Origin of the sequence: Mesorhizobium sp. Ca11 (genome assembly GCF_020165275.1) — a bacterium.
Classification (GTDB): domain Bacteria; phylum Pseudomonadota; class Alphaproteobacteria; order Rhizobiales; family Rhizobiaceae; genus Mesorhizobium.
Window position 1 is genome coordinate 14,802 of record NZ_JAIUHU010000027.1, and the last position, 23,907, is coordinate 38,708.

Sequence of the window (23,907 nt, forward strand, 5' to 3'; positions counted from 1 at the left end):
CTTTTCTCACCTTGCGATTGATCGAAGGAGTGAACCATCAGCCGCTGGCGGCTTGAACAGTGAAAATTGGCATTTCGAGAAGACTAATCTATCATAATGGTCAGACGATTTTATCGAAATGGAAGCCATGGACGCATTGGACGAGAAACTGGTGACGCTGCTGAGGCACGATGCGCGGCGCAGCGTGTCCGACCTCGCCATCGATCTCGGCGTGTCACGCGCCACGGTCAGGTCGCGCATGGAACGGCTGGAAAAGTCCGGCGAGATCATCGGCTACACGGTGGTGCTGCGCGCCGACGCGGTCGACCAGAAGATACGCGGCGTGATGACGATCGAGATCGAAGGCCATGCCGCCGACCGCGTCGTCAAGGCGCTCGGCGGCCTCGCCGAGGTCTCGACCATCCACACCACCAACGGCCGCTGGGACCTGGTGGTCGAGCTCGGCACAGCCACGCTGACGGATTTCGACGCGGTGCTGCGGCGCATCCGGCTGATCCCCGGCATTACGGGGAGCGAGACAAGCCTGCTGCTGGCGACGCCGAGGACGACGCGGGCGCGGCTGACGTAGTCGCATGATCGGTGACGGCAGCGGTGAGGCGTGAAGCGGTTCGGCGATCTTGCGAAACGCCGGGCCGCTTCAGGTTCTTATTTCGTGCGCGGGCCGAAAGCGACGGCGCCGGGCCGGATCGCGATCCGGCTTTCCCGGAATTGCTCCAGGACTGCCGCATCGCACCGCTCATGCAGGCGGTCAGCCGTTCGGATAATAGCCGCCGTCCGAGCCGTCGCCCATATAGGTCCCTTGGCCGGTAGCGTTTCGGAGCCGCTGGTCCAGCTCATTGATCCGCCCGATCGCAGAACGGCCGCCGGCGGGCTGGATGCTATCGGCCTGCCGCATCAGGTCGCGAGCCTGTTCCTGCGTGATCTTGCCGGCCTGCCTGGCCGCACGGATACCTTGCTTCACGCCAAGCAGCTGCTGCGTCGCGGCTCTCGCTTCGGGCTCCGCCGGCACTGACGCCGTGGTCATTGTGTCGACCTGCGCCCTATGGTGGCGGTGCACGGCATAGGCGCTCGAAAGCGGTATGGCCGCGAAGATCGAGGCGGCCGCGATGAATTTTGGGGTGAAAGAACGCATGATGACATCTCCTCGTGATGGAGGAAGCGGCAAGACCGCTTTTTCCGAAAACGGGCCGTCCGGTCGCGTCGTGTCGCGGTGCTGGCCATTCGCCGCCGGCGGATCTCGGCCCAGAAACGACATATAGAAAGCCGCCCCGGCGTCGAAACGGAGGTGGAACGCAAATGTTATCCGATGTGATCTTGGATTGAATCGCCGATGCTCCGTCGGCGAGGCGGGTTCCCAAGCCCGGCCGCCTTCAAGCGACGCTGGCGAGCGGGATCGGCCAATCGATGGCCTGCTCGATTGGCCCGGCATTGGCCTGGTCGGCAAGTTGCTCGGCTTCGCGTTGCGTCAACCCGATCAGCAGCCTGCCTGCTATCTCCGCCGGGAGATCGGAAACCAGATCGCAGACAAGCCAGTCGTCGCAGGGATCCTGTATTGCCGCGAACCTCATAGGCCCTCCTTGTTTTAGCGCAAGCTAAATTTCCGATGATGCCCAATCGTTCCATCGCGGGGCGATCAAATATCGAGAAAGAGGCACGGCCGAGCGCGGCACCGAGAGGAATTCATTTGCCTGGCCCGCGAGCAGCTCCGCCTCCTCGCGAGTCGGGCCAAGCAGCAACATGTCCGGCATTCGCGCCGGGAGACCGGACCGCAAATCGAACACCATCCATTGGCCGCACGGATCCTGAAAGGCTGTGAACCTCATGGCCGACGTCTGTTCTATCTTTGCTTCGACGCAATTCCGAACGGAGACTACGGCGAAGTCGCCGAGCATTAACCGCTCACACTTTCCTGGAATTGCTCCAGCTATGCCCCAACGTAACGACTTGCGGGAATGCTTCCCGCGAGACTGTCCGGCCGGATTAATTCCAGCACTTTCACACAACATATAGTTGTCGGGCGCCCGGCAAAAGAGGCTCTACAGTCCCTTCGGCATGCGACTCAAGTCTGATGGGCAGCGGATACTTTCCGGATGGCGGACGTGGCCGTCCGGAGGAAAATATCGCGTGAACCATCTGCTGGATATTTTTGCAGGAGATCGTGGAGATGCGGCAATGCGCGTTGCCGACGGTCCAGACGTAACTCCGGCGCTGTGCCGCGGGTGGGTTTCCCGCTAGCCGCAAACGCGAAAAAGCCGCGGAGACCGCGGCTTTTCGTTTGCTTGATTCCTTGAAGGAAACTGGAGCGGGTGAGGCGATTCGAACGCCCGACCCCAACCTTGGCAAGGTTGTGCTCTACCCCTGAGCTACACCCGCTCGCGCGGCCTTGGGCCGCAAGCCGCGCCTATATGGCCGAAGAGCGCGGCGATTGCAACAGGGAAATGACGGTCTTTTTTGGCGCGAATTCTTCCCGCGGCGACGTTCGCTCGAAAGCACCGAAGCGGCGGCGAAACCGGACTGCTCGCAAATCCGCAGGCAAGCCGCCGCCCGCCTTGCCCGCAATGGCTCCGGCGGCCTTGCCCCGATGGCACCGTTGGCCGTAAACGGCATGAGCCCTTTTTTGACCGCGCGAGGACCGATGCCGAAGACCGAAGCCGAGCTCAACGAATTTCTTGCCGATCTCGGCATTTCCGTCTCGACGGTCAGGCACCCGCCGCTGTTCACGGTCGCCGATTCGCAAGGCCTGCGCGGCGAGATTCCCGGCGGCCACACCAAGAACCTGTTCCTCAAGGACAAGAAGGACAATTATTTCCTTGTCACCGTCGGCGAGGACGCCGTGGTCGACCTGAAGCAGATCCACCACCTGATCGGCGCCGCCGGCCGGGTGTCGTTCGGCAAGCCGGAAATGCTGATGGAACTGCTCGGCGTCATCCCCGGCGCGGTCACCGTTTTCGGCCTGATCAACGACACGGAAGGCAAGGTCAAGGTCGTGCTCGACGAGGCGTTGATGAGCCACGACGTCATCAACGGCCATCCGCTGACCAATGAGGCGACGACCTCGATCGCCGCCGCCGACCTGATCAGATTCGTCGAGGCAACCGGCCATGATCCTGTTATCCTGAAAGTCTCATGACCTTGAAAGTGCCCTTGCCTTGAAGGCCTTATTGCCTTGAAACTCGGGGGCTGATCGCCACATGGAAGGCGGTTGCGAAATCCGACAATGACGCGCCGGGCGCCGACGCCTGAGAGCGTGACCGAAAGGGCGACAAGATGAGTGACAACAATCCGTATAGCGGCGCGTTTGGCGGCAATGGCGGCCAGTATGCCCAGACGGTGCAATATGGCGGCGGCGACCGCGCCAAGGTTTCGCTCGGCGATGCGCCGGCGGCGGCCGACCTGATCAAGGACACCACAACCGCGACTTTCGCCGCCGACGTCATCCAGGAATCGCGCCGCCAGCCGGTGCTGGTCGACTTCTGGGCGCCATGGTGCGGGCCTTGCAAGCAGCTGACGCCGCAGCTCGAAAAGGCGGTGAAGAACGCCGGCGGCAAGGTCAAGCTGGTCAAGATGAACATCGACGATCATCCCTCGATCGCCGGCCAGCTCGGCATCCAGTCGATTCCCGCGGTCATCGCCTTCAAGGACGGCCAGCCCGTCGACGGTTTCATGGGCGCGGTTCCGGAAAGCCAGGTCGCCCAATTCATCGAGAAGGTCGGCGGCAAGAGCGGCGGCGCGCCGCAGATCGCCGACGCGCTTGCGGCGGCGGCCGAGGCGCGCACGGCCGGCGACGTCCAGACCGCGGCCGATATCTACGACGCGGTCCTCGAGCAGGCGCCGGAGACGATCGAGGCGGTCGCAGGCCTGGGCGAGATCCTGTACGATGCCGGGGACGTGAAAGGCGCCGAGGCCGTGCTGGCGCGAGCGCCCGAGGAAAAGAAGGACGCACCCGCGCTGGCCGCGCTGCGCGCCAAGATGACGCTTGCCGCGGAAGCGGCCGCGCTCGGCAATCCGGCCGAGCTCGAGCGCCGGCTCGCCGCCAACCCCGCCGACCATCAGGCGCGCTTCGATCTGGCGATGATCCAGAACGCGCGCGGCGAGCGCGACGCGGCCGCCGACAATTTGCTGGCGATCGTCAAGGCCGACCGGACCTGGAACGACGACGGCGCCAGGGCGCAGCTGTTGAAGCTGTTCGAAGCCTGGGGAATGACCGACGAGGCGACCCTCGCGGCACGCCGCAAGCTCTCGTCGCTGCTGTTCTCGTAGGACGGTTTCGGCGATTCACTGAGCCGCCGAACCGCTTTAAGTTCGGTTTGCGCAATTCCGGACGGAAGGCTGCGGCGAAGTCGCCGACGCCAACTGATACTTTCCCGGAATTGCCGTGAATTTTTTGCCGGCTGTCGCGGCCGGCAGGCTTGCGCAGCGGGACATCAGCGCCAGATAAGGGCGGGGCCGGATGCCGATCGTGACGAATTTGCCGGTGCGAGAGGAGATTGCAGCTTGATACGCTTGCCGGCGTTGCTTTGGGAGGGTCGCGGTGCGCGTCGGTAACGCACTTTACAGGCTTGCCAAGGATCTGCCGGCGGCAATCCCGGTTTTCCCGCTCGCCGGCGCGCTGCTTCTGCCGGGCGGCCGCATGCCGCTCAACGTTTTCGAGCCGCGCTATCTGCAGATGATCGATCTGGCGATGGCCGGCTCGCGGCTGATCGGCATGATCCAGCCCAGCCTCGACGGCGCATTGCGCGACGACGGCGAGCCCGAACTGTGCAGCGTCGGCTGCGCCGGGCGCATCATCTCGCTCGCCGAGACGGGCGACGGGCGCTATTTGATCTCGCTGCAGGGCGTGTGCCGGTTTCGCATTGTGCAGGAGCTTACGGCAAAAGCGCCGTTCCGGCAGTGCAAGATCGCGCCGTTTCTCGCCGACCTCGAGGAAGACCCGGCCGGCGCTGACGTCGACCGGCCGGCGCTGCTCAAGGCTTTTCGCTCCTATCTGCAGGCCAACGACCTCGAGGCCGACTGGGAAAGCGTCAGCCGCGCCGAAAACGGCATGCTGGTCAACGCGCTGTCGATGATGGCGCCCTACGGGCCGGCCGAGAAGCAGGCGCTGCTGGAAGCGCCGGACCTGAAGACGCGCGCCGAAACGCTGATCGCCATCACCGAAATGACGCTGGCGCGCGAGGATGATGAGTTTGGCTCGAGTCTACAATAGCTTGCCGGCACGGGGATGAGTTCATGGCGGACGGACGGGACGGACGAAAAGCCACGGTCGACCCGAAGCTGCTGGAGCTGCTCGCCTGCCCGCTGACCAAGGGACCGCTAACCTGGGACCCCGAGCGCAACGAGCTGGTCTCGCGCGTGGCGAAGCTCGCCTATCCGGTGCGCGACGGCATCCCGATCATGCTGCCCTCGGAGGCGCGCACGATCTCGGCCGAGGACATGCTGACCCCACCGCCGCGGCTCGGCGGGGCTTCGTGAGTGGGCTGTGCTTGGTGCAGTGACGTAGGTAGGCGATCCTTCGCGCCCCCCTCTGGCCTGCCGGCCATCTCCCCCTCTAGGGGGGAGATTGGCAGCTTGGGCCTCCCGTCCATTCTGCAGTGTAGGAGATTAGCGAAAAGCCGGCGTGACGTCAGATCTCCCCCCTTGAGGGAGGAGATGTCCGGTAGGACAGAGGGGGGTGCTGTCCCGCCGACATCAAAGTTGTGCATCGTGACGGCACACGCAGTCGGGCGTCTGCTTCCCGTATCGTTCTACTGAAAATTCCGCCCTTTCGGCATGACTTGTTGCGCGGCGCCCGACAGGGCCTCGATCTCCTGATGGACAGGCCGGCCACGGCTTGTGGCGGCTCCAACCGGCCGTTCGGCGGGATTATGCTCGATGACCGGTCGGTTGGCGGACTCCAGCAGCACGCCCAGCCAGGACGTCAAATCCTCGACCCGGTCGGCGACGATGTGGATGACGTCCGATTCATGCTGCAGCTTGCCGGTGACGCGGATGAAGCGCGCGCCCATGACCACCGGGCGGAAGCGATCGAAGACGCGTGGCCAGATGATGACGTTGGCGATCGATTTTTCGTCTTCCAGCGTGAGGAAAATGGCATTGCCCTTGCCCGGACGCTGGCGCACCAGCACCAGCCCGGCGACGGAAACGCGGCGGCCGTCGCGCACAGACGGCAAACGGGCGTTGGGGGTGACGCCGGCGCGATCCAGCCGTTCGCGCAGGAAGGCGACGGGATGCTCCTTCAGCGACAGGCCGAGCGAGCGGTAGTCGTGCACGACATGCTCGCCGAGCGGCATTTTCGGCAGTTTCGTTTCCGGCTCTAGCTCGCGCAGGCCGAGCGACGGCTGATCGAACAGCGGCAGTTTCTCGGCGGCGCTCTTGCCGTCAAGGGCGCGGACTTCCCAGAGCGCGGCACGGCGGTCGAGGCCGATCGAGCGGAAGGCGTCCGCTTGCGCCAATCTTTCGATCTCGCCGACATCGAGGCCCGAACGCAGCCAGACGTCCCTGACTGAACGATAGCCGTCGCCGCGGCGGGCAACGACTATATCCATGCGCTCTTCGGACAGGCCCTTGATCTGGCGGAAGCCGAGGCGGACGGCGTGAGCCGTCTCGATGACGCCGCGCATCGAGGCGTGGCGCTCGAGAATGCGGGACGGATCGAAGGCGGTTTCCTCCAGCGTGCAGTCCCAGACGGAATGGTTGATGTCGACCTCGCGCACCTCGACGCCATGGTCGCGCGCATCGCGCACGAGCTGGGCCGGCTGGTAAAAACCCATCGGCTGGGAATTCAGGATCGCGGCGCAGAACACGTCCGGATAAAAGGTCTTGAACCAGCAGGAGGCATAGACAAGCAGCGCGAAGGACGCGGCATGGCTTTCGGGAAAGCCATATTCGCCAAAGCCTTCGATCTGCTTGAAGCAGCGCTCGGCGAACTCTCTGGGATAGCCCTTCTTGACCATCCCCTCGACCATTCGCGTTTCATAATTTCCGATCGTGCCGGTGCGTTTGAAGGTCGCCATGGCGCGGCGCAACTCGTCTGCCTCACCCGGCTTGAAGCCGCCGGCGACAATGGCGATCTTCATCGCCTGCTCCTGGAACAAAGGCACTCCAAGGGTCTTGCCGAGAATCTCTTCCAACTCAGGCTTGGGGTATTCGGCCTTCTCCTTGCCTTGCCGCCGACGCAGATAGGGATGCACCATGTCGCCCTGGATGGGGCCGGGGCGCACGATCGCCACCTCGATGACGAGGTCGTAGAAATTTGCCGGCTTGAGGCGCGGCAGCATCGACATCTGCGCACGCGACTCGATCTGGAAGACGCCGAGCGTGTCGGCTCTTTGGATCATGGCGTAAACGCGCCTGTCCTCTTCGGGAAGGGTCGCGAGCACATAAGGCTGTCCAAATGGATCCCGCGCCCGCGGATAATGATCGGTGAGCAAGGTGAAGGCGCGCTTCAGGCAGGTCAGCATGCCGAGCGCCAGCACGTCCACCTTGAGGATCTTCACCGCATCGAGATCGTCCTTGTCCCACTCGACCATCTTGCGCTCCTCCATCGCCGTCTTGACGATGGGCACGACCTCGTCGAGCCGGTCGCGGGTGATGACGAAGCCGCCGACATGCTGGGAAAGATGGCGGGGAAAGCCCATGATCTCGTTGGCGCGTTCCAGCACCTGACGTGACAGCGGATCGGTGCGGTCGAGGCCGCCGGCATTGGCTTCCCTTTCGCCGAGCTCGGAGGTCGACCAGCCCCAGATGGTGCTGGAGAGCGCGCTGCGGACATCCTCCGACAAGCCCATGGCCTTGGCCACCTCGCGCAGGGCCGAGCGGCCGCGATAGCTGATGACGGCGGCGGCCAAGGCGGTGCGCTTGGCGCTGTATTTCGTATAGATGTACTGAATGACCTCTTCGCGCCGCTCATGCTCGAAGTCGACGTCGATGTCGGGCGGCTCGTTGCGTTCCTCCGAGATGAAACGTTCGAACAAGGTGTCGATGCGATCGGGGCCGACCTCGGTGATGCCGATGCAGAAGCAGATGATCGAATTGGCGGCCGAACCGCGGCCCTGGCAGAGGATGCCCTGGCTGCGGGCGAATTTGACGATGTCATGGACGGTGAGGAAATAGCGGGCATAGTTCAGGCGCTCGATCAAGACGAGCTCGCTGTCGATGCGTTTCAGCACATCCTCGGGAACGCCGGCCGGATAGCGAACGGCCGCGCCTTCCCGCGCCAACCGTTCGAGCTCGGCCTGCGGTCCAAGCCCGGATTCGGTCGGCTCGTCCGGATAATTGTATTCGAGGTCGCTGAGCGAGAAGGCGAGCTCGTCGGCGAAGCGCAGCGTCTCGGCCAACGCCTGCGGGTGACGGCGGAAAAGCCGCGCCATCTCCAGCGGCGGTTTCAGGTGGCGCTCGGCATTGGCCATCAGCTCCAGCCCGACCTCGGAAACCGGCGTGTTGAGGCGGATCGCGGTCAGCACGTCCTGCAGCGGCCGGCGATCGGCGGCATGGTAGAGCACGTCGTTGGTCGCCATCAGCGGGACGCGGGCATGCTCGGCCATCGCGGAAGCCTGCTCGATGCGGAAACGGTCGTTGCCGGCATAATCCGGCGCCACGGCCAGCCGGAGCGCCGCGCCGAAGCGATCCTTAAACCGGCTAATGAATGCCAGGTTGCCTTGCGCGCCTGCTGACAGATCGGGCAGGATCGCCAGCGACATCCGATCGCCCCATTCGAGCAGGTCGCTCAACTGGAGCAGCGTCGCGCCCTTCTCGTTCTCGTCGCGCAGATTGGCTTGCGTGAGCATGCGGCAGAGATGCCCCCAGCCCTGGCGGTCGCGGGGATAGGCGAGGATGTCCGGCGTGCCGTCGCCAAATACCAGGCGGCAGCCGGGATGGTAGGCGAGCTTTTCCACCCTGGCCTGTTGCCAGGCGCGCACGACGCCGGCGACCGTGTTGCGGTCGGCAAGGCCGATCGAGGCAAAACCGTAGAACTTCGCCGTCACCACCAGCTCCTCGGGTTTCGAAGCGCCGCGCAGGAAGGAGAAATTCGAGCTTATGCCGAACTCGGCATAGGGAATGACGGTCAGCGCATTCATGCGAACACCCCATGCATGAACCAGCGCGGCGGCGCGGCCTGCGCGGCGCTGCTGTAGAGGCCCTGGCGGTAGAGCCAGTAGCGGCGCCCCTCGCTGTCCTCGATGCGGTAATAGTCGCGGGTCGGCGCCTCTTCCTCGCCGGGCAGCTGGCGCCACCATTCGCCGGCGATGCGCTCCGGCCCTTCGGCGCGGGCGACACGGTAGAGCGCGCGCCGCCAGCGGAAATTCATCGGCGGTCCCTCCGGGATCTCGGTCGCCGGCACCTCGATCGGCTCGGGCGAGCGGAACAGGCGCACCGGCCGCTCCGGCGGGTAAACGGTCATCGGTGGCGCTGTTCGGGGCGGCGGCGTCCGTCCGGCCGCCGGGGCGCGTCCTTGCGGCGCTTCGGCGAAAGGCACGGTCTTGACGGCGCGTTCCGGCAGATGGCTTTCGACGACCACCGGCTTCAGCACGGCGGCTTCGCCGAGACGGGCGCGGACGCGGTCGGCAAAGAGCGCGATGTCGGCGTCATCGTCGTCGGTCTCGCCGGTGAGGTCGCCCTGAACCAAGTCGAAGGCCGCGACCGACAGCACGGACAGCCGCACGAGATCGAAGCCGAAGCCGGCGTCGATGCTCTGCTCCAGCGCGGTGAGCCGCTCATGGAACAGTCTTTGGATCAGACGCGGCTCGCGCATCGGGCGCGAAGTGCCGACGGCGATGCGGTTGACGGCGCCATCGACGCGGAAGAGAAGCAGCGCCAGCGTCCTTGCGCCCTCGCCGCGGCGTTCGAGGTCGGTCTTCAAGGCGATCGCCAGCCGGCTCACCAGCCGCTCGATGTCGTCGGTGAGCACGACCGGCTCGGCAAGATGGCGCTCGACCGAGAGCGGCGCGACGGGAAGGCGCGGCGACACGGCCTCGTCGAGGCGGCCGAGCGCCTGGTCGAGGCGCAGAAGCAAGGTGGCGCCGAAACGGCGGGCAAGCGGCGCGCGCGGTGCTGCCATCACCGCGCCGGCGGTGCGCAGGCCCACACTTTCCAGGCTGGCGCGGGTCTCCGGCGCGATGCGCAGCGCCGACAAGGGCAGCGGCGAAAGCAGCGCCTCCTCCTCGCCGCCGGCCACGATGCGATCGCCATGGAAGCGCGCCGCCGCCCAAGCGGCGCCCGGCGTCGAGGCCAGCCCGGCGCGGACATCGAAGCCCTGCTGGAAGAAGCGGGCGAGGATCTCGTCCTGCATGGCGCGCTCGCCGCCGAACAGATGCGTGCAGCCGGTGACGTCGAGGAACAGCCCGTCCTCGCCGTCGATCGCCACCAGCGGCGTGTAGCGGTCGCACCAGTCGGCAAGGCCTTCGAGCAGGCGGCGGTCGGCTTCCGGATCTGCCTCGACCACATCGATCGAGGGATGCATGGCGCGCGCATCGGCGATGCCCATGCCGCGCTTCAATCTGAGCGCCTCAGCCCGCTCGTCGAGGGCTGCGATGCGCTGGGTGTTGTTGTCGCGATGGCTGATCACCAGCGGCGGCTGAGGCGACGGCAGGCGATGCGAGGGCCGGGAACGCCAGGACCGCCCCAGACGCTGGCGCAGGATCCGCTCCGCGGCCAGATGCGGGAACCACAGCGACAGAATTCTCTGTTCTTTCTGCAAAAGCGTGCTCATCGGGGTTCCACTCCAGTGTGAACTGTCCAGGCAGGGCCGTGCGGCTCTTGCCGATATCGACTTTGAAGGCGGGGCGGCCGATCGAGCCGGCGAGCGGCCCGGCGAGGGTCTCGCGGCTTGCCGCGGGCGCCGCCGAAACGATGAGGCGCACCGGAGCGGCGGTGGGATCGGCCTCGCCGGCCTGGCGCAGCAAAAGCAGCGGGCGGCCGGCGCTCCGGGCCCGCGCATGCAGCCGGCGCGTGGCGGTGAGGTCGAGAAGCCGCGGACTGCCGCGGATCTCGAGGATGACCGCGGCAAAGGCCGTCATGCGGGCCGCCTCCTCGGCGATCCACAGCGCGTCGAGCAGCTTCGGCGCCTCGGAAAACAGCAATTGCCCCGGCTCGATGCCGAACAGGGCATGAAGGCCCCTGGCATAGGGCATGCCGGCCTCGTGGAAGATTTCCGCCGTGCCGACCCAGAGGATCGGCAGACCCTGCTTCTCCCTGAGGACCAGGCTTACGAGCGAGAGCGCGAAGCCGGCAACGGCGCCTGCATCGCGGGTCTCCAGGCCATGGATTTCGCTGAGCGCCGCCTTGGGCAGGCCGCCGCCAAGCGCTGCATCGAGCCTATCGATGCCGGTGTGCAGGAAGGCATCCGCCGAAGCCACGGCAAGGCCGCGCCGGACAATCGTCATGTCCGGCCCGGCGGCATCGCTGGATGTTTGGTTTTGCGCCATTCCGGACGGAAAACTGCTTCGCACTTTTCCTGGAATTGCTTCGGGCGCGCACCCCGAGGGCGCCTGCAGGCGCTCGGGCAGCGTTCCCTCGATCTTCGCGATCTGGCGGCGCAGGGCAAAAACAGTGTCCCGCGCCACGGCGCTCATCGCCATGACGTTCACTTCCAGCAGCAATTGTTCCTGTTATGTTCCTATAGATTCCAGAGGCGCCCGGAAGAGTCAAGCAGAGTCGCAAGGAATTTATTCCTTATGGCAACGGTCTGATGGTCGAGGCCGACGAGACCTATTGGAACACGATGGCAATCCGGAGCCGCCAAACCGCTAGAAGGTAGGCACCTTATGGCGTCGGGCGACCGTCTAAATACCGCCGGAAAGCTGCCCGAACGCGGGACTAGCGATGGAGGACGTAATTCTGGCGGATGTCCGTAACCAGTGGCTCGATCTCGTTTAGGGTATAGAATCGGACATGGTGGCGTTCCATTTGATCGGCAATCATATTGACGAATCCCGCATCCTGTACCTGAGCATCGTCTCCGACCACCACCAACCGGGCAGGTCGTTCAAGGGCGGTTTCTTGGTAAAGGAGTTCGCCTTCTATCATGTGTGGACTGGCGCGATTGAGCGCCTTGTCCGGGTCACCCGCAAGCGACACGGCGTCGATCAGATTGAAGGCTCCGTTCTGATAGGCAAAGGGAACCTCAATTTTTATGCCTCCAGAAAGATGGACAGGATCGGGCTTTACGAGGAAGTCCTCAACGCCGTTGGAGCGAAAAGCTTGCGCCAGTTTGGTCGACAACCTTTGCCCGCGCGGGGAACTGGAAACCTCGCCAACCAGCTTTTCGAACAACTCGCTGACAAGCTGATCCGGATCCTTAACCAACACAGATCGAATGGGAGAGAGGCGAACCTTCCCGGACCTGAGCGCTATGAATTTCTCGATTCTCTCTCTGTCCCAGCCGTTGCCAAATTCATACCGCAACCGATCTTCCATCGATTCTTTCAGGTGCTGAAAATGGTTTCCGAGATGTATCTTGAACGCCTGTTCCGCGCGGCGTGGGCGATGGCTAAACTTCACGAAAACCGAGCCGTAGGCGAACACGATGACGCCAATGTTCACAAACTCAGCCCGCTCCGGGAACTCTGAGTACTGAACGAGCGAAAAATAGCCTTGAGACTCTCGGATCATTTTACCAACCCCGGGATTTCCGGTTCATCCACCAATCGCCCTGCGATGGTGTTCACCACATATTCCGCGCGCCCACAAATCAAATCGATCAGCGAAAGCGCGGCATTGGGTCCGAAGCCCCATTGTGCAGGAATAGAATTAACGACTTCGATCACAAAATCGCGCTTTAATTGAGACAGCCTCTCGACGGCGCGCCTGACCGACTTTGCATCGATATATGGGTCGAAGGCGGGGAACTTGCCATAGACATTGGGGTCTAAAACCCACGCCTCGGGGGCCGGCCCCATCGGAAAATCAACGTCGTTCCCGATGAAGCAGCTTGAGTGATCGATGGGGACAAGATCGTATTTGCGACGCCCTTCTGCCTTCACATAGAGCAGATTGTCGGCGTTGTCCTGTCCATCAAAATACCGGTCCCAATTCCGGACCCACGTGTCGAAGATGACGAGTAATGCCACATCCCCAGGTTCCCGGAGACGAGACAAAAAGATATCTCCGCCGTCATGCGGAGTTCCGTCAACCGCGCTCGAAAAGAACAGGGGTGGCACCATCTGCGCCCCATTCCTTTGCATGGTCAGGTCAATCTGGCAGTCGTTCACTATGGCAAACGGCGGCACTTTGAGGCCAATCCAAGAGGCCAACTCTCCCGCCACCAACTCAGAAACGAGTATCGCGGAACCCATCGGATTCCCCAGAGATTTGAGAAACCCTTCGCCCGCATCTGTATCCACCCGGATGGGGCTTGTGCTTGAGCCAAACGACTCTATTTCCCGGCGCACCTCCGCCGGCTGACATACCGCGCCGCACGCAAGAGCCATGACGCCCCACCCGATCCCAATTCTGAGTTGCATACATCGCATCGCGAACGGAATCGAGCCTTGGGGTATGCGAAGTACAATATGCGGAATTTATTCCTTCGTCTTTTACCCTGAAAGCGAACACCCCAGCCGGTCCATTTGCCTCAATCGGCGTGAAAGCCTATATGCCGGGATTAAAGGACATTTCATGGCCCGCATCTACAAGACCCGCACCTGGCACGACCAGCTCTCGCCGTCGATGGACGAGATGGAGCTTCTGGCGCTGGAGGCCTATGCCCATCTGCCGGACGAGTTCCGCAAGCTCACCGGCGAGATCATCATCCAGATCGCCGAGTTCCCGACCGACGAGATCATGGACGATCTGTCGCTGGAGACGCCCTTCGACCTGCTCGGCCTGTTCGAGGGGCGCGGCATCGCCGAGCGCTGGAACCCGCAGACCGGCGAAGGTCCAAACCGCATCACGCTCTACCGCCGCGCCATCCTCGACTACTGGGCCGAGAATGAAGAGACGATGGGCGACATCGTCACCCATGTGCTGATCCATGAGATCGGCCACCATTTCGGCCTGTCGGACGACGACATGGAGCGGATCGAGGAGGCGGCGGAGCAGGCGGCGGCAGGGTGAGCGCGCACTTCGTCATCCTAGGGCGAAGCAAGGAGCGAAGCGACGCGCGCAGACCCTAGGATCCATGCCATTCCATCAACACCAAGCCCGCGGTGCAGAACGGAACGCCTGCCGCCCGACACCGCAATTTCCCTATATTCTGGCCCGCCGCGCCCTTCGGCAGAGGGAACGGAATGGATCCTAGGGTCTGCGCTCCGCTTCGCGTCGCTACGCCCTAGGATGACGAATGAGAGAGCCTGCTGGCCTTCCCTACCAGTCGCTGAGCTTGGTGTCCGGGCCGTAGTCCTGGCCTTCGACGTCCTTCACCACAGCCTGGCCGCAGCGCATCGACTTCGTCTGCTGGTCAAAGGCATAGGTCGGCGAGCCGAACAGGTGCCAGCCCTTGTTCAGGGCTGCCGTCACCTTGTGGCAGAAAGTTGAATCGTCCGGACCGGACAGAAAGCGGTAGAGTTTCATTTATCGAGCCTATCTTGAAGACCGGCGCATCATGCGCCGATGATCGCGGCCTTCGCCAGAAGTTTCTCGGCTTCCGCCAGATGCAGCCGTTCGACCATGCGCCCGTCCATCGCAATCACGCCCTTGCCGGCATTCTCGGGCCGCGCGAACGCATCCTTGATCGCACGGGCCGCAGCCAGCCTCTCGGGCGACGGCGAAAAGGCGCGGTTCGCCGGCTCGATCTGGGCGGGATGGATCAGCGACTTGCCGTCGAAACCCATGGCGGCCCCGTCGGCGCATTCGCGGGCAAAAGCGTCGAGATCGCGAAAATCATTGGCAACGCCATCGATGACATCGAGCCCGCCGGCCCGCGCCGCAAGCACCAGCTGCATCAGCCACGGCATCAGATAGCGCCGGTCGGGCGTCGCCAGGATGCCAGTCGCCTTCACCAGGTCATTCGTTCCGGTCACGAAACAAGTCAGCCTCGAAGCCGGATCGCGGCCGAGTTCGGCGATGGCGCCGATGTTGAGCAGCGCCCTGGGCGTCTCGACCATCGCCCATAGTTTCACGCTGTCCGGCGCGAAATTGTCGTCGAGCAGGTCGCCGGCCTCGAGGATGTCGCGCGGCGTGGCGATCTTGGGCAGAAGAATGCCGTCGGGCTCGGCCTTGGCCACTGCCAAAAGGTCATGGGTGCCCCATTCGCTGGCCAAAGGATTGATGCGCACCACCATCTCGCAGCGCCCTTCGGGGCGCCCAGCCAGGATGCCGGCAATCTTGTCGCGCGCCGCTTTTTTGCCGTCGGGCAGGACGGCATCCTCGAGATCGATGATGACGGCGTCGCAGGCCAGGGAGCCGATCTTGGCGAGCGCCTTGTCGTTCGAGGCGGGAATGTAAAGCACCGAGCGGCGCGGGCGGTAGGGTTCTTGAGCCATCGCCGATCTATGCCGGGTGATGGCGGATGAGGCAAGGCGGAGGGGACAGGACAATCGCATATGGCGGCGCCAGCCCCCGCTCCGTCTCGACGCTGCGCGCCGAGCCACCTCTCCCCCACTTTATGGGGGCGAGGAAACGCTAATCGCCGAGGGCGCGCGACCTTCGCAGGCCTGGGTTCCTCGCCCCCGCCAGAGGCGGGGGAGAGGTGGCTCGGCGAAGCCGAGACGGAGAGGGGGAGCGCCCTACGCGATTATCCCGCCGAAAAGGCGACCTGCCTGCACTAAATCTGCAAACCCTTGCTGAAAAGCTCCGGGATTCCGCCGCGCCGTTACCGCGCCAGTCGGCGAGAAGGCCGCCATGCGAACACCTCATACATCCCGCTGGTCGCTGCCGCGCCGGCTCCGCAATGAAGGCTGGTGGCTCGTCGAGCCGCAAAGACCATGCCATGGGGCGGGTATCCTGCTTTTCGCCCCGAGGCCGCTCCACTCCGGACCGAAAACAATTTCGCACTTTTCCCTGGAATTGCTCTAATCCTGCCGTCATCCTACCTTACGCGCCGGGCCGCTGATTTCATGCCGCACAACATACTCGTCGCCGACGACGACCCGCATATCCGCGAGATCATCTGCTTCGCGCTGGAAAAGGCCGGCATGAAGACGGCCGCCGTCGCCGACGGCGCCGCCGCGCTCCAGGCGGTCGAGCGCCGCGCGCCCGATCTCATCGTGCTCGATATCGGCATGCCGGAGATGGACGGGCTGGAGGTCTGCCGCAGGTTGCGGCAGAAGTCCGACGTGCCGGTGCTGTTTTTGTCCGCGCGCGACGAGGAGATCGACCGGGTGCTCGGGCTGGAGATGGGCGGCGATGATTATGTGACGAAACCGTTCAGCCCGCGCGAGCTGGTCGCCCGCGTCAACGTCATCCTGCGGCGCGCGCGTCCGGCGCCGATCGAAGAAGAAGCCGACGACCGTCAATTCGCGCATGGCAAGCTCATGCTCGTCCCGGCAAGCCATGAGGCGAGCTTCGACGGCAAGCCGCTCATCTTGACGGCGATTGAATTCGCTATTTTGAAGGGCTTCCTCGCCCGCCCGCAGCATGTGCTTGGCCGCGACGCGGTGATGGCCAATGCCTATGCCTCCAACATCCATGTCTCGGAGCGCACGGTCGACAGCCATATCCGCAATGTGCGGGCCAAGCTGGCGGCGGTCGGCTGTCTCGATGCGATCGCCACGGTGCATGGCGTTGGCTTCCGGCTCGGCCGATGCGGTGGTTGAGCAAGGAGAAGTGGCGGCCCAGGCTTGCCACCGTCGTCGTCGTCATCCTCATCCTGGTGATGGCGCTGCCGCTGGTCGGACTGTTCTTCTTCCGGCTCTACGAGAACCAGCTCATCCGCCAGACCGAAGGCGAGCTCATCGCGCAAGGCGCGGTCGCCGCCGCCGTCTATGCCCAGGAGGTGCGCGCTGCCGGCATTCCCCAGGAAAAACTCGGGTCGCCGATCTCGGCCGATCCGGCAAGGGACAACAACTATCCCTATGATCCGATCGAGCCGCGCCTCGACCTTGCCGCGGACGATGTCATGCCGACGCGCCCGGCGGCGCTTCCCGCCACCGCCGATCCGGCCTTCGCGGCAATAGGCGCGCGGCTCGACGGCATTCTCGACGAGACGCAGAAAACGACGCTTGCCGGCTTCCGGCTGCTCGACCCGCGCGGCGTGGTGATTGCCGGCGGCGACGAGGTCGGCCGGTCGCTCGGCGATGTCGAGGAGGTACGGACCGCGCTTTCAGGTCATTATGCCAGCGCGCTCAGGCTGCGCATTCCCGACCAGCCGCCGCCGCCGCTCTACTCGGTGAGCCGCGGCACCAGGGTGCGCGTCTTCGTCGCCCTGCCGGTCGAGCTCGACGGCCGGGTCGCGGGCGTGGTCTATCTGTCGCGAACGCCGAACAACATCGTCAAGCACCTCTATGGCGAGCGCGGCAAGGTAACATTGGCGGCGATCACGATCGTCGGCGGCACGCTGCTGATCGCGCTGGTGTTCATCCGTACTGTCAGCCGGCCGATCTACGCGCTGATCGAGCGGACGAAACGCATCGCCGCCGGCGACCGCGAAGCGATCAGGCCGCTCGCCCATCACGGCACGCGCGAGATGGCGGCGCTGTCGGCGGCGTTCCTCGACATGGCGCAAAAACTGCAGGCGCGCTCCGACAGCATCCAGACCTTCGCCACCCATGTCTCGCATGAGCTGAAATCGCCGCTGACGGCGATCCAGGGCGCGGCGGAGCTGCTGAGGGATTCCGGCGGCGCGATGGACGAGGCCGAGCGCCAGCGTTTCTCCAACAACATCGTCACCGACGCCGGGCGGCTCAATCTCCTGGTGCGCCGGCTGCTTGACCTGGCGCGCGCTGAAAATCTGGAACCGAGCGGCGAAAGCACGACGCTTCATGCGGCGTTGGCATCCTTGCCGGTCGACACAAGGCTGGAAGCGCGGCTTGAAGGCGGCGGCGATATCAGGCTCGGCATCTCGGCCGAGAATCTCGGCATCGTGCTCGCCAATCTCATCGACAATTCGGCACGACATGGCGCCCGACAGGTGGCGATCCATGCTTCAGCCGATGGCGAGCGCGCGTCGGTCCAGATCGGCGACGACGGCGACGGCATCTCGGCCGCCAACCGCGCCAGGATCTTCGAGCCGTTCTTCACCACGCGGCGCGAGACCGGCGGCACCGGTATGGGGCTCGGCATCGTGCTGGCCCTCCTGAAAGCGCATGATGGCACGATCAGGCTGGTTGACTCCGAGCGCGGCACGCGCTTCGAGATCGATCTTCCTGCATTGATTTGAGCGTGCGAACCCGAGCGTCGGGATCATGCTCTGGAGTCGGAGAACCAAAAGCGTGCGCTACGACATCGTCATCATCGGCGGGGCCATCGTCGGGTCCTCGGTCGCCTATTATTTGCGCGAGGAGGGCTTTACCGGCTCGATCGCGCTGATCGAGCGCGATCCGCAATTCTCGCATGCGGCGACGACCTTGTCCTGCGCCTCGATCCGCCAGCAATTCTCGATCCCCGAAAATATCCGCCTGTCGCAGTTCACGCTGAAACTGTTCCGGCGGCTGAAGGAAACCTTCGGCGCCGATGCCGATATCGGCTTTCGCGAGGGCGGCTATCTCATCCTCGCCGGCGAGGCCGGGCTGCCGATCCTCAAGGCCAATCACGAGACGCAGGTCGCCGAGGGCGCCGACATCCTGCTCGAGGATGCCGGCCAGCTGACGCAGCGTTTCTCCTGGCTGTCGGCCGAAGGCATTTCCGCCGGCGCCTATGGCCGCAGCGGCGAAGGCTGGTTCGACGCGCATGCCATGCTGATGCTGTTCCGCAAGGCGCTGCGCGACAAGAAGATCGATCTCATCACCGCCTCCGTCACCGGCATCGCGCGGGACGGCAACCGCGTCACCAGTGTAAGCCTCGACAATGGCGAGACGCTGGAAGCCGGCATCGTCGTCAACGCGGCCGGGCCGAATGCCGGCAAGGTCGCCGCCTTGGCCGGGCTGGCGCTGCCGGTCGAGCCGCGCAAGCGCAATGTCTTCGTCTTCGAAGCGCGCGACAAATTCGCCGACATGCCGCTGCTGGTGGATCCGTCCGGCATCTATGTGCGGCCCGAAGGCTCGGTCTACATCACCGGCGGCGCCGAGCCGGAGGAAGGCGATCATGCGCCCGATCCAACGGATTTCGAGGTTAACTGGCCGCTGTTCGAAGAGGTGATCTGGCCGGTGCTCGCCACCCGCATCCCGGCCTTCGAGGCGATCAAGCCGACGCGCGCCTGGGTCGGGCATTACGACTACAACACGCTCGACCAGAATGCGGTGATAGGTCCGCATCCGGAGGTCGACAATTTCCTGTTCGCCAACGGCTTTTCCGGCCACGGCCTGCAACAGGCGCCGGCGGTGGGGAAGTCGATCGCCGAGCTCATCGTGCATGGCGGCTACCGCACGATCGACTGTACGGCATTTGGATATGAGCGTGTGGCAGAAGGACGGGCGTTCCGGGAGCTGAACGTGATTTGAGGGCTCCCCCTTCCCCCCTTGTGGGGGAAGGTGTAGCCGAAGGCGACGGATGAGGGGTGTTCCAGGGAAAGCCAACGTCTCACTCCGCTGGAACACCCCTCATCCGTCTCGGCGCTGCGCGCCGATCCACCACCCGGCCCTTCGCAGGCTCAGGGCGTTCGAAGCTCGACAAGCCAAGCAATTGGCTTTTCGTCCGCTGCGCGGACCGCTTCTCACCCCACAAGGGGAGAAGGGAAGGCCGCGCCGCCGAAATATCCCTGCAGCCATCCAAGCACCCGCGCCCAGTCTTCGGCATGTTCGGCCGCGGCGTCCGGGAAACCTGCGAAGCCGCCATGGCAGATGGTGAGCCGCGTGCCGCCGGCGATCGGCTCCAGCAGATAGGCGAGGGTCGTTTCGCGCCGGCCGAGCGCCGGATGGTCCCAGTCGTAGCGCCGCGTCTGCACGATCCGGCGCGGCATTTCGATTTCGAGAAACTCTCCGCCGGCGGGCAGGCGCCTGCCGTCGGCGGTTCGCACCGTGACACGCCAGCTTCCGCCGACGCGCAGATCGGCGTTCCAGCCGGTCATGCGGTAAGTTTCGGGCGAACCCCACCAGCGCTCGACCTCGCTGGTTATCAGCGCCGCGCCAACTTCGTCCGGCGAGGCGGGAAGCTCGGCCGAGGCCATGACCGTGTCCGCATTCGCCATGGCTTGCGGCAAGGATAATTGAAGCATCGAATCCACCTCTGCCGGCAATTGTCTCGTATCCGAAACGAACTTTACTCTTTTGACGGCGGGCGCTCGAAACCCTTGCCGGTCTCGAGCAGGCTCTTGAGGCTCGCCAGCACCAGCGGCCAGCCCTTGGCGACGTTCTGGATCAGCCTGTGCGGCCCGTCGGCCTCGTGGGTGACGGCGAGCTTCATCAATTCGCCGTCGGGCTCGATGGTGAAGGTGCAGCGGGTGTAGCCGTCCTCCTTCACCTCGGGCATCCATTCGTTGCGCCATTTGATCACCAGACGCCGCGGCGGGTCGATCTCGAGGATCTCGCCGGAATCGGCGATGCGCCCGTCGGGGAAGACCAGCTTCCAGCTCGAGCCGACCTTCCAGTCGCTCTCCTGGTGGGAGCTGAGGAAGAACCGCCGGTTGAATTCCGGGTCAGTCAGCGCCTGCCAGAGTTTTTCAGGCGTGGTGCGGATGTAGGTGACATAGACAAAACTGTTCTCGCTCACGGCTCTTCCCTTTCAAGGCGTTGCTTCAGGTCGCTGAGAGCGGCAAGCCGCCCCCGCTCGAACTTGCCGATCCAGCGCTCGGCGATCTCATTGATCGGAACGGGGTTGAGGTAGTGCTCCTTCTCGCGGCCTCGGCGCATGGTGGTGACGAGGTTCGCCTCCTCGAGGATCGCCAGGTGCTTGGTCACCGCCTGGCGCGTCATCTCCATGTGCTGGCAGAGCGCGTTCAGCGTCTGCCCGTTCCGGGCATGGAGGCTGTCCAGCAATTGCCGGCGGGTCGGGTCGGCCAAAGCGCGAAAGACGGCATCCATGCTCATGACTTTAATATGCAACCATCTGGTTGCATGTCAAGCGGTGGCAAAGATATTCTGCCGCCTGATGACTGTTTGCCTAAGTTTTCTTGCTTGCCGGATTGTGCCTGTCTTGAGGTGGCTTCGATTTTGAGCAGCGCCTTCCCCCACTCCGTCGCTGCTTCGCAGCGCCACCTCTCCCCCCTCCGGAGGGAGAGGAAGGGAGCCAGGCTGAATGAAGTTCGCGTCCTTCCTCTCCCCCGTCGATCGGGGGAGAGGTGTCGAGCGAAGCTCGACGGAGTGGGGGTCGATCTGGCTTGCCGGTTCCAGGCAGGAGTCAGCTTCGATATCGGTGGCGGTTCAGATCAGCGCTTGCGGGAGAACCAGAAGGCGTCGGTCATGCGCGTCATGCCGATGCGCTCGTAGAAGCCGACGGCATTGGGCATCGAGATCAGGCTGATGGCGACCGAAGGGCCAAGGTGGCGCTGTGCTTCGTCCATCAGGCCCTTGCCGACGCCGAGCCCTTGCGCCGAGGCGGATACGGCGAGTTCGGAGATGTAGCAGACCCAGGAGAAATCGGTGATGCCGCGCGCGACGCCGATCAGCGGCTTGCCCTCGATGTCGAGCCGCGCTGTCAGCACCAGATTGGCATTGCCGAGCATTGTCTTCAGGCGCGCTTCATCGTCGACGGGCCGTGTTTCACCGAGACCGGATTCGACCAGCACGCGGCGGAATTCGGCGACGTCGAGGGCAGGCTCGCTGGCGTAAAGGACTTTTGAAGGATCGGCCATGGCCGCAGATTGCACCAGCCGGCCAGGATTTCGAAGCCGTTTTTTGAGGTGTTCCAGCTCCGGCGCGCATGCCATGCTCGACATTGGCCCAAGGCCCGCGCACGAACAGTTGCCTTTCATTTGCCGCCGGCTTTGTGTAAACCGTCCGGCAAAATTCCCCGCAAGCCACGAAGAAGACGGGCAAGGACCATGGATAAGTTCACCAAGCTCACCGGCGTCGCCGCGCCCATGCCGATCGTCAATGTCGACACCGACATGATCATCCCGAAGGATTATCTCAAGACGATCAAGCGCACCGGGCTCGGCACCGGCCTGTTCGCCGAGATGCGCTACAATGAGGACGGCTCGGAGAACCCGGATTTCGTGCTCAACAAGCCGGCCTACCGCAAGGCGCAGATCCTGGTCGCCGGCGACAATTTCGGCTGCGGCTCGAGCCGCGAGCACGCGCCCTGGGCGCTACTCGATTTCGGCATTCGCTGCGTGATCTCGACCTCGTTCGCCGACATCTTCTACAACAACTGCTTCAAGAACGGCATCCTGCCGATCACGGTCAGCCCGGAAGACCTCGACAAGCTGATGGACGACGCTTCGCGCGGCTCCAACGCGACGCTGTCGATCGACCTCGAGGCGAAGGAAATCCGCGGGCCGGATGGCGGCGTGGTCAAATTCGACCTCGACGACTTCAAGCGCCACTGCCTTTTGAACGGCCTCGACGACATTGGGCTGACCATGGAGAAGGCCGGCGCCATCGCGTCCTTCGAGAAGAAGAATGCCGAGCAGCGCCCCTGGGCCTGAGAGACCGTTTGGAAATTCTACTCCGGCGGCCATCTGATGGCGGTTTCTGCGCTTCCGTTGCTCACGGACCAAATGTCCGCTGCGCTACGGTTCTCGAAACCACCACCATATGACTCGCCAGAGCGAATTTCGAAACAGTCTCTGGGCGGCATGGCTTTAAATCAATAGGCTCCGGCCTTCGCAGGCCGGGTTCGTGACGGCTGAATGGAGGGACAGTCATGACACGCTCGCTTCTGGCTGCTTCGGTGGCAATCCTTCTCGCCACGATCGGCGCCAATGCGCAAACCACCGCGCCGGCCACGCAGCCGGCGCCCGCCGCGTCCGACCAGCCGGCTGCCGATCAAGGCGCGGCCGACCAGGGCAACGACCAGGCCGCGTCGAATGACGACAAGCAGGCGCCGATCCCGTTCGAGGGCGGGCAGCTCACCATCACGCAGCCGGAGCAGGACAGCGAAAGGGTGCTTGCCTATGACGGCAAGCAGTTGGCCAGCAATTACGACGTCTTTTTCGACAGGATCGTCAAGATCGGCGACGTCAACGTGGCGCTGGTCGATGTCGGCGACGGCGGCAACCAATGCGGGCCGGCCAAGGTCATCGTCTGGAAGCCGAAGGACGGCGAGATCCAGACCACCACGGTCGAGCAGGACGAATGCGGCGCGCCGCCGGCAGCAGTCTCCGACAGCGCCATCTATTTCGTGCCCTATCTGCTGCCGGGCGAGTCCAAGCCGGCGCTGCAATGGTCGCCCACGGAAGGGCTGACGACCTCCGGCACCCTGACCTACACGCCCGAACCCGGCACCGGCTGGAAGGATGTCGACCCGTCGAAATTGGACAACATCATCGATGCCTTCCACAATGAGGCCGTCTACAAGGCCGGACAGGCGTTGCTGGGCAACGACATGCCCGACATGGCGACCAGCCTTCTGGTCGGCGGCGGCACCGAAGAGACGGCGTCCGGCGCCTTCTACGCCACCGGCTGCGTGCCGCATGACTGCGGCGGCAATGACGGCTTCATGGCGCTCGACCCGGCCAAGCAGAAAGTCTATTTCGCCCGCCGCGGCGACAATGGCGAGCCGCAGGCCTGGCCGTCGATGAAGGATTGGCCGGACGACATCAAGAAGGCGTATGACGACGCGCAGGGGAACTAGGGCGACCATCCGTGCCTTCGTCATTCTAGGGCGGAGCGACGCGTAGCGGAGCGCAGACCCTAGAATCCATGCCGTGACGGTTGCCGTAGGGTGCAAACGGTGCAGAATTCTGAAACGCTGCGGCGCTTCGACGTCACGGCATGGCAACTGTGTTCACGCGAATGCGGTTTTGTCGCGAATGATAGCGTTGAGGACGACCAGGAGCTT

Annotated in this window: 25 protein-coding genes and 1 tRNA gene; 11 read left to right on the plus strand and 15 right to left on the minus strand. The window is 64.1% G+C overall.

Annotation, left to right across the window (positions count from 1 at the left end):
- Positions 1-127 precede the first annotated feature (127 nt).
- Positions 128-568, plus strand: a complete 441-nt coding sequence (locus LB538_RS28145) for an Lrp/AsnC family transcriptional regulator (RefSeq protein ID WP_140700454.1) — start codon at positions 128-130, stop codon at positions 566-568.
- A gap of 180 nt (positions 569-748) precedes the next feature.
- On the opposite strand, the gene LB538_RS28150 is transcribed toward LB538_RS28145, so the two are convergent.
- The 4 genes from LB538_RS28150 to LB538_RS28165 form a co-directional block, all read right to left on the minus strand.
- The gene (locus LB538_RS28150; RefSeq protein ID WP_224532507.1) at positions 749-1,132 is read right to left on the minus strand and encodes a hypothetical protein; all 384 of its coding nucleotides are present in this window, start codon (positions 1,130-1,132) and stop codon (positions 749-751) included.
- A 238-nt stretch (positions 1,133-1,370) separates the two neighbouring features.
- Complete coding sequence (locus LB538_RS28155; protein ID WP_095769841.1) at positions 1,371-1,568, minus strand: hypothetical protein; 198 nt, start codon at positions 1,566-1,568, stop codon at positions 1,371-1,373.
- Between the two features lie 24 nt (positions 1,569-1,592).
- Complete coding sequence (locus LB538_RS28160) at positions 1,593-1,892, minus strand: hypothetical protein (protein WP_224532506.1); 300 nt, start codon at positions 1,890-1,892, stop codon at positions 1,593-1,595.
- Between the two features lie 406 nt (positions 1,893-2,298).
- Positions 2,299-2,373, minus strand: a tRNA-Gly gene (locus LB538_RS28165).
- A gap of 262 nt (positions 2,374-2,635) precedes the next feature.
- On the opposite strand from LB538_RS28165, the gene LB538_RS28170 reads away from it, so the two are divergent.
- From LB538_RS28170 to LB538_RS28185, 4 genes are all read left to right on the plus strand, one after another.
- Positions 2,636-3,130, plus strand: coding sequence for a prolyl-tRNA synthetase associated domain-containing protein (locus tag LB538_RS28170; protein ID WP_224532505.1), 495 nt, complete (start codon positions 2,636-2,638; stop codon positions 3,128-3,130).
- Between the two features lie 137 nt (positions 3,131-3,267).
- Positions 3,268-4,260: a thioredoxin gene (trxA, locus tag LB538_RS28175; protein WP_224532504.1), complete on the plus strand. Its 993-nt coding sequence runs from the start codon at positions 3,268-3,270 to the stop codon at positions 4,258-4,260.
- Positions 4,261-4,531: 271 nt separating this feature from the next.
- Positions 4,532-5,203, plus strand: coding sequence for an LON peptidase substrate-binding domain-containing protein (locus LB538_RS28180; protein WP_095769837.1), 672 nt, complete (start codon positions 4,532-4,534; stop codon positions 5,201-5,203).
- A gap of 23 nt (positions 5,204-5,226) precedes the next feature.
- Positions 5,227-5,469, plus strand: a complete 243-nt coding sequence (locus LB538_RS28185; RefSeq protein WP_095769836.1) for a Trm112 family protein — start codon at positions 5,227-5,229, stop codon at positions 5,467-5,469.
- Between the two features lie 272 nt (positions 5,470-5,741).
- Here LB538_RS28185 and LB538_RS28190 read toward each other — a convergent pair whose 3' ends face one another.
- The 5 genes from LB538_RS28190 to LB538_RS28210 form a co-directional block, all read right to left on the minus strand.
- The gene (locus tag LB538_RS28190) at positions 5,742-9,074 is read right to left on the minus strand and encodes an error-prone DNA polymerase (RefSeq protein ID WP_224532503.1); all 3,333 of its coding nucleotides are present in this window, start codon (positions 9,072-9,074) and stop codon (positions 5,742-5,744) included.
- Positions 9,071-10,561, minus strand: a complete 1,491-nt coding sequence (locus LB538_RS28195) for a DUF6504 family protein (RefSeq protein WP_224532502.1) — start codon at positions 10,559-10,561, stop codon at positions 9,071-9,073. Before LB538_RS28195 ends, LB538_RS28190 begins: the two co-directional genes overlap by 4 nt.
- Positions 10,503-11,573, minus strand: coding sequence for an ImuA family protein (locus LB538_RS28200; RefSeq protein ID WP_224532501.1), 1,071 nt, complete (start codon positions 11,571-11,573; stop codon positions 10,503-10,505). The genes LB538_RS28195 and LB538_RS28200 overlap by 59 nt, the downstream gene beginning before the upstream one ends.
- Positions 11,574-11,811: 238 nt before the next feature.
- Entirely contained in the window at positions 11,812-12,606 is a 795-nt protein-coding gene (locus LB538_RS28205; RefSeq protein WP_224532500.1) for a DUF3037 domain-containing protein, read from the minus strand.
- Positions 12,603-13,424 carry a HipA family kinase gene (locus LB538_RS28210; protein WP_224532499.1) on the minus strand — a complete coding sequence of 274 codons (822 nt, stop codon included), beginning with the start codon at positions 13,422-13,424 and terminating at the stop codon, positions 12,603-12,605. The genes LB538_RS28205 and LB538_RS28210 overlap by 4 nt, the downstream gene beginning before the upstream one ends.
- A gap of 187 nt (positions 13,425-13,611) precedes the next feature.
- Here LB538_RS28210 and LB538_RS28215 point away from each other — a divergent pair, with 187 nt between their 5' ends.
- Positions 13,612-14,049: a metallopeptidase family protein gene (locus LB538_RS28215; protein ID WP_095769832.1), complete on the plus strand. Its 438-nt coding sequence runs from the start codon at positions 13,612-13,614 to the stop codon at positions 14,047-14,049.
- Between the two features lie 249 nt (positions 14,050-14,298).
- On the opposite strand, the gene LB538_RS28220 is transcribed toward LB538_RS28215, so the two are convergent.
- Together LB538_RS28220 and LB538_RS28225 are read right to left on the minus strand one after the other, a co-directional pair.
- A complete protein-coding gene (locus tag LB538_RS28220) occupies positions 14,299-14,505 on the minus strand; it encodes a DUF1737 domain-containing protein (RefSeq protein ID WP_095769831.1) in 207 nt (68 codons plus the stop codon).
- Positions 14,506-14,534: 29 nt separating this feature from the next.
- On the minus strand, positions 14,535-15,416 hold the full coding sequence (locus LB538_RS28225) for an HpcH/HpaI aldolase/citrate lyase family protein (protein ID WP_224532498.1): 882 nt from the start codon (positions 15,414-15,416) through the stop codon (positions 14,535-14,537).
- Positions 15,417-15,989: 573 nt separating this feature from the next.
- Between LB538_RS28225 and LB538_RS28230 the strand changes: the two genes are divergently transcribed.
- From LB538_RS28230 to LB538_RS28240, 3 genes are read left to right on the plus strand one after another with little or no spacing between them, the layout of a single operon-like run.
- Positions 15,990-16,688, plus strand: a complete 699-nt coding sequence (locus LB538_RS28230) for a response regulator transcription factor (RefSeq protein WP_224532497.1) — start codon at positions 15,990-15,992, stop codon at positions 16,686-16,688.
- Between the two features lie 59 nt (positions 16,689-16,747).
- A complete protein-coding gene (locus LB538_RS28235; protein WP_411909069.1) occupies positions 16,748-18,250 on the plus strand; it encodes an ATP-binding protein in 1,503 nt (500 codons plus the stop codon).
- 52 nt (positions 18,251-18,302) lie between these two features.
- Positions 18,303-19,469, plus strand: a complete 1,167-nt coding sequence (locus tag LB538_RS28240; RefSeq protein WP_224532495.1) for an NAD(P)/FAD-dependent oxidoreductase — start codon at positions 18,303-18,305, stop codon at positions 19,467-19,469.
- A 212-nt stretch (positions 19,470-19,681) separates the two neighbouring features.
- Here the strand turns inward: LB538_RS28240 and LB538_RS28245 are convergent, their stop codons facing one another.
- From LB538_RS28245 to LB538_RS28260, 4 genes are all read right to left on the minus strand, one after another.
- A complete protein-coding gene (locus LB538_RS28245; RefSeq protein ID WP_224532494.1) occupies positions 19,682-20,182 on the minus strand; it encodes an SRPBCC domain-containing protein in 501 nt (166 codons plus the stop codon).
- A gap of 44 nt (positions 20,183-20,226) precedes the next feature.
- Positions 20,227-20,676, minus strand: coding sequence for an SRPBCC family protein (locus LB538_RS28250; RefSeq protein WP_224532493.1), 450 nt, complete (start codon positions 20,674-20,676; stop codon positions 20,227-20,229).
- Positions 20,673-20,993: an ArsR/SmtB family transcription factor gene (locus tag LB538_RS28255; protein WP_224532492.1), complete on the minus strand. Its 321-nt coding sequence runs from the start codon at positions 20,991-20,993 to the stop codon at positions 20,673-20,675. Before LB538_RS28255 ends, LB538_RS28250 begins: the two co-directional genes overlap by 4 nt.
- A 338-nt stretch (positions 20,994-21,331) precedes the next feature.
- Entirely contained in the window at positions 21,332-21,757 is a 426-nt protein-coding gene (locus LB538_RS28260) for a GNAT family N-acetyltransferase (protein WP_224532491.1), read from the minus strand.
- Between the two features lie 189 nt (positions 21,758-21,946).
- Here LB538_RS28260 and leuD point away from each other — a divergent pair, with 189 nt between their 5' ends.
- Together leuD and LB538_RS28270 are read left to right on the plus strand one after the other, a co-directional pair.
- Entirely contained in the window at positions 21,947-22,552 is a 606-nt protein-coding gene (gene leuD, locus LB538_RS28265) for a 3-isopropylmalate dehydratase small subunit (RefSeq protein WP_224532490.1), read from the plus strand.
- Positions 22,553-22,770: 218 nt separating this feature from the next.
- Positions 22,771-23,700 (plus strand): hypothetical protein, encoded by a 930-nt coding sequence (locus LB538_RS28270; RefSeq protein ID WP_224532489.1) that lies wholly within the window; start codon positions 22,771-22,773, stop codon positions 23,698-23,700.
- Positions 23,701-23,907 lie beyond the last annotated feature (207 nt).

Bases quoted from the DNA above. Each gene is read 5' to 3' on its own strand.
- LB538_RS28220 (WP_095769831.1), bottom strand. From the start codon at position 14,505: ATGAAACTCTACCGCTTTCTGTCCGGTCCGGACGATTCAACTTTCTGC.
- LB538_RS28225 (WP_224532498.1), bottom strand. From the start codon at position 15,416: ATGGCTCAAGAACCCTACCGCCCGCGCCGCTCGGTGCTTTACATTCCC.
- LB538_RS28245 (WP_224532494.1), bottom strand. From the start codon at position 20,182: ATGCTTCAATTATCCTTGCCGCAAGCCATGGCGAATGCGGACACGGTC.
- LB538_RS28260 (WP_224532491.1), bottom strand. From the start codon at position 21,757: ATGGCCGATCCTTCAAAAGTCCTTTACGCCAGCGAGCCTGCCCTCGAC.
- LB538_RS28230 (WP_224532497.1), top strand. From the start codon at position 15,990: ATGCCGCACAACATACTCGTCGCCGACGACGACCCGCATATCCGCGAG.
- LB538_RS28270 (WP_224532489.1), top strand. From the start codon at position 22,771: ATGACACGCTCGCTTCTGGCTGCTTCGGTGGCAATCCTTCTCGCCACG.
- LB538_RS28145 (WP_140700454.1), top strand. From the start codon at position 128: ATGGACGCATTGGACGAGAAACTGGTGACGCTGCTGAGGCACGATGCG.
- LB538_RS28215 (WP_095769832.1), top strand. From the start codon at position 13,612: ATGGCCCGCATCTACAAGACCCGCACCTGGCACGACCAGCTCTCGCCG.
- LB538_RS28170 (WP_224532505.1), top strand. From the start codon at position 2,636: ATGCCGAAGACCGAAGCCGAGCTCAACGAATTTCTTGCCGATCTCGGC.
- LB538_RS28235 (WP_411909069.1), top strand. From the start codon at position 16,748: ATGGCGCTGCCGCTGGTCGGACTGTTCTTCTTCCGGCTCTACGAGAAC.
- leuD (WP_224532490.1), top strand. From the start codon at position 21,947: ATGGATAAGTTCACCAAGCTCACCGGCGTCGCCGCGCCCATGCCGATC.
- LB538_RS28185 (WP_095769836.1), top strand. From the start codon at position 5,227: ATGGCGGACGGACGGGACGGACGAAAAGCCACGGTCGACCCGAAGCTG.
- LB538_RS28210 (WP_224532499.1), bottom strand. From the start codon at position 13,424: ATGGCTCTTGCGTGCGGCGCGGTATGTCAGCCGGCGGAGGTGCGCCGG.
- LB538_RS28155 (WP_095769841.1), bottom strand. From the start codon at position 1,568: ATGAGGTTCGCGGCAATACAGGATCCCTGCGACGACTGGCTTGTCTGC.
- LB538_RS28150 (WP_224532507.1), bottom strand. From the start codon at position 1,132: ATGCGTTCTTTCACCCCAAAATTCATCGCGGCCGCCTCGATCTTCGCG.
- LB538_RS28190 (WP_224532503.1), bottom strand. From the start codon at position 9,074: ATGAATGCGCTGACCGTCATTCCCTATGCCGAGTTCGGCATAAGCTCG.
- LB538_RS28205 (WP_224532500.1), bottom strand. From the start codon at position 12,606: ATGATCCGAGAGTCTCAAGGCTATTTTTCGCTCGTTCAGTACTCAGAG.
- trxA (WP_224532504.1), top strand. From the start codon at position 3,268: ATGAGTGACAACAATCCGTATAGCGGCGCGTTTGGCGGCAATGGCGGC.
- LB538_RS28160 (WP_224532506.1), bottom strand. From the start codon at position 1,892: ATGCTCGGCGACTTCGCCGTAGTCTCCGTTCGGAATTGCGTCGAAGCA.
- LB538_RS28255 (WP_224532492.1), bottom strand. From the start codon at position 20,993: ATGAGCATGGATGCCGTCTTTCGCGCTTTGGCCGACCCGACCCGCCGG.
- LB538_RS28200 (WP_224532501.1), bottom strand. From the start codon at position 11,573: ATGGCGATGAGCGCCGTGGCGCGGGACACTGTTTTTGCCCTGCGCCGC.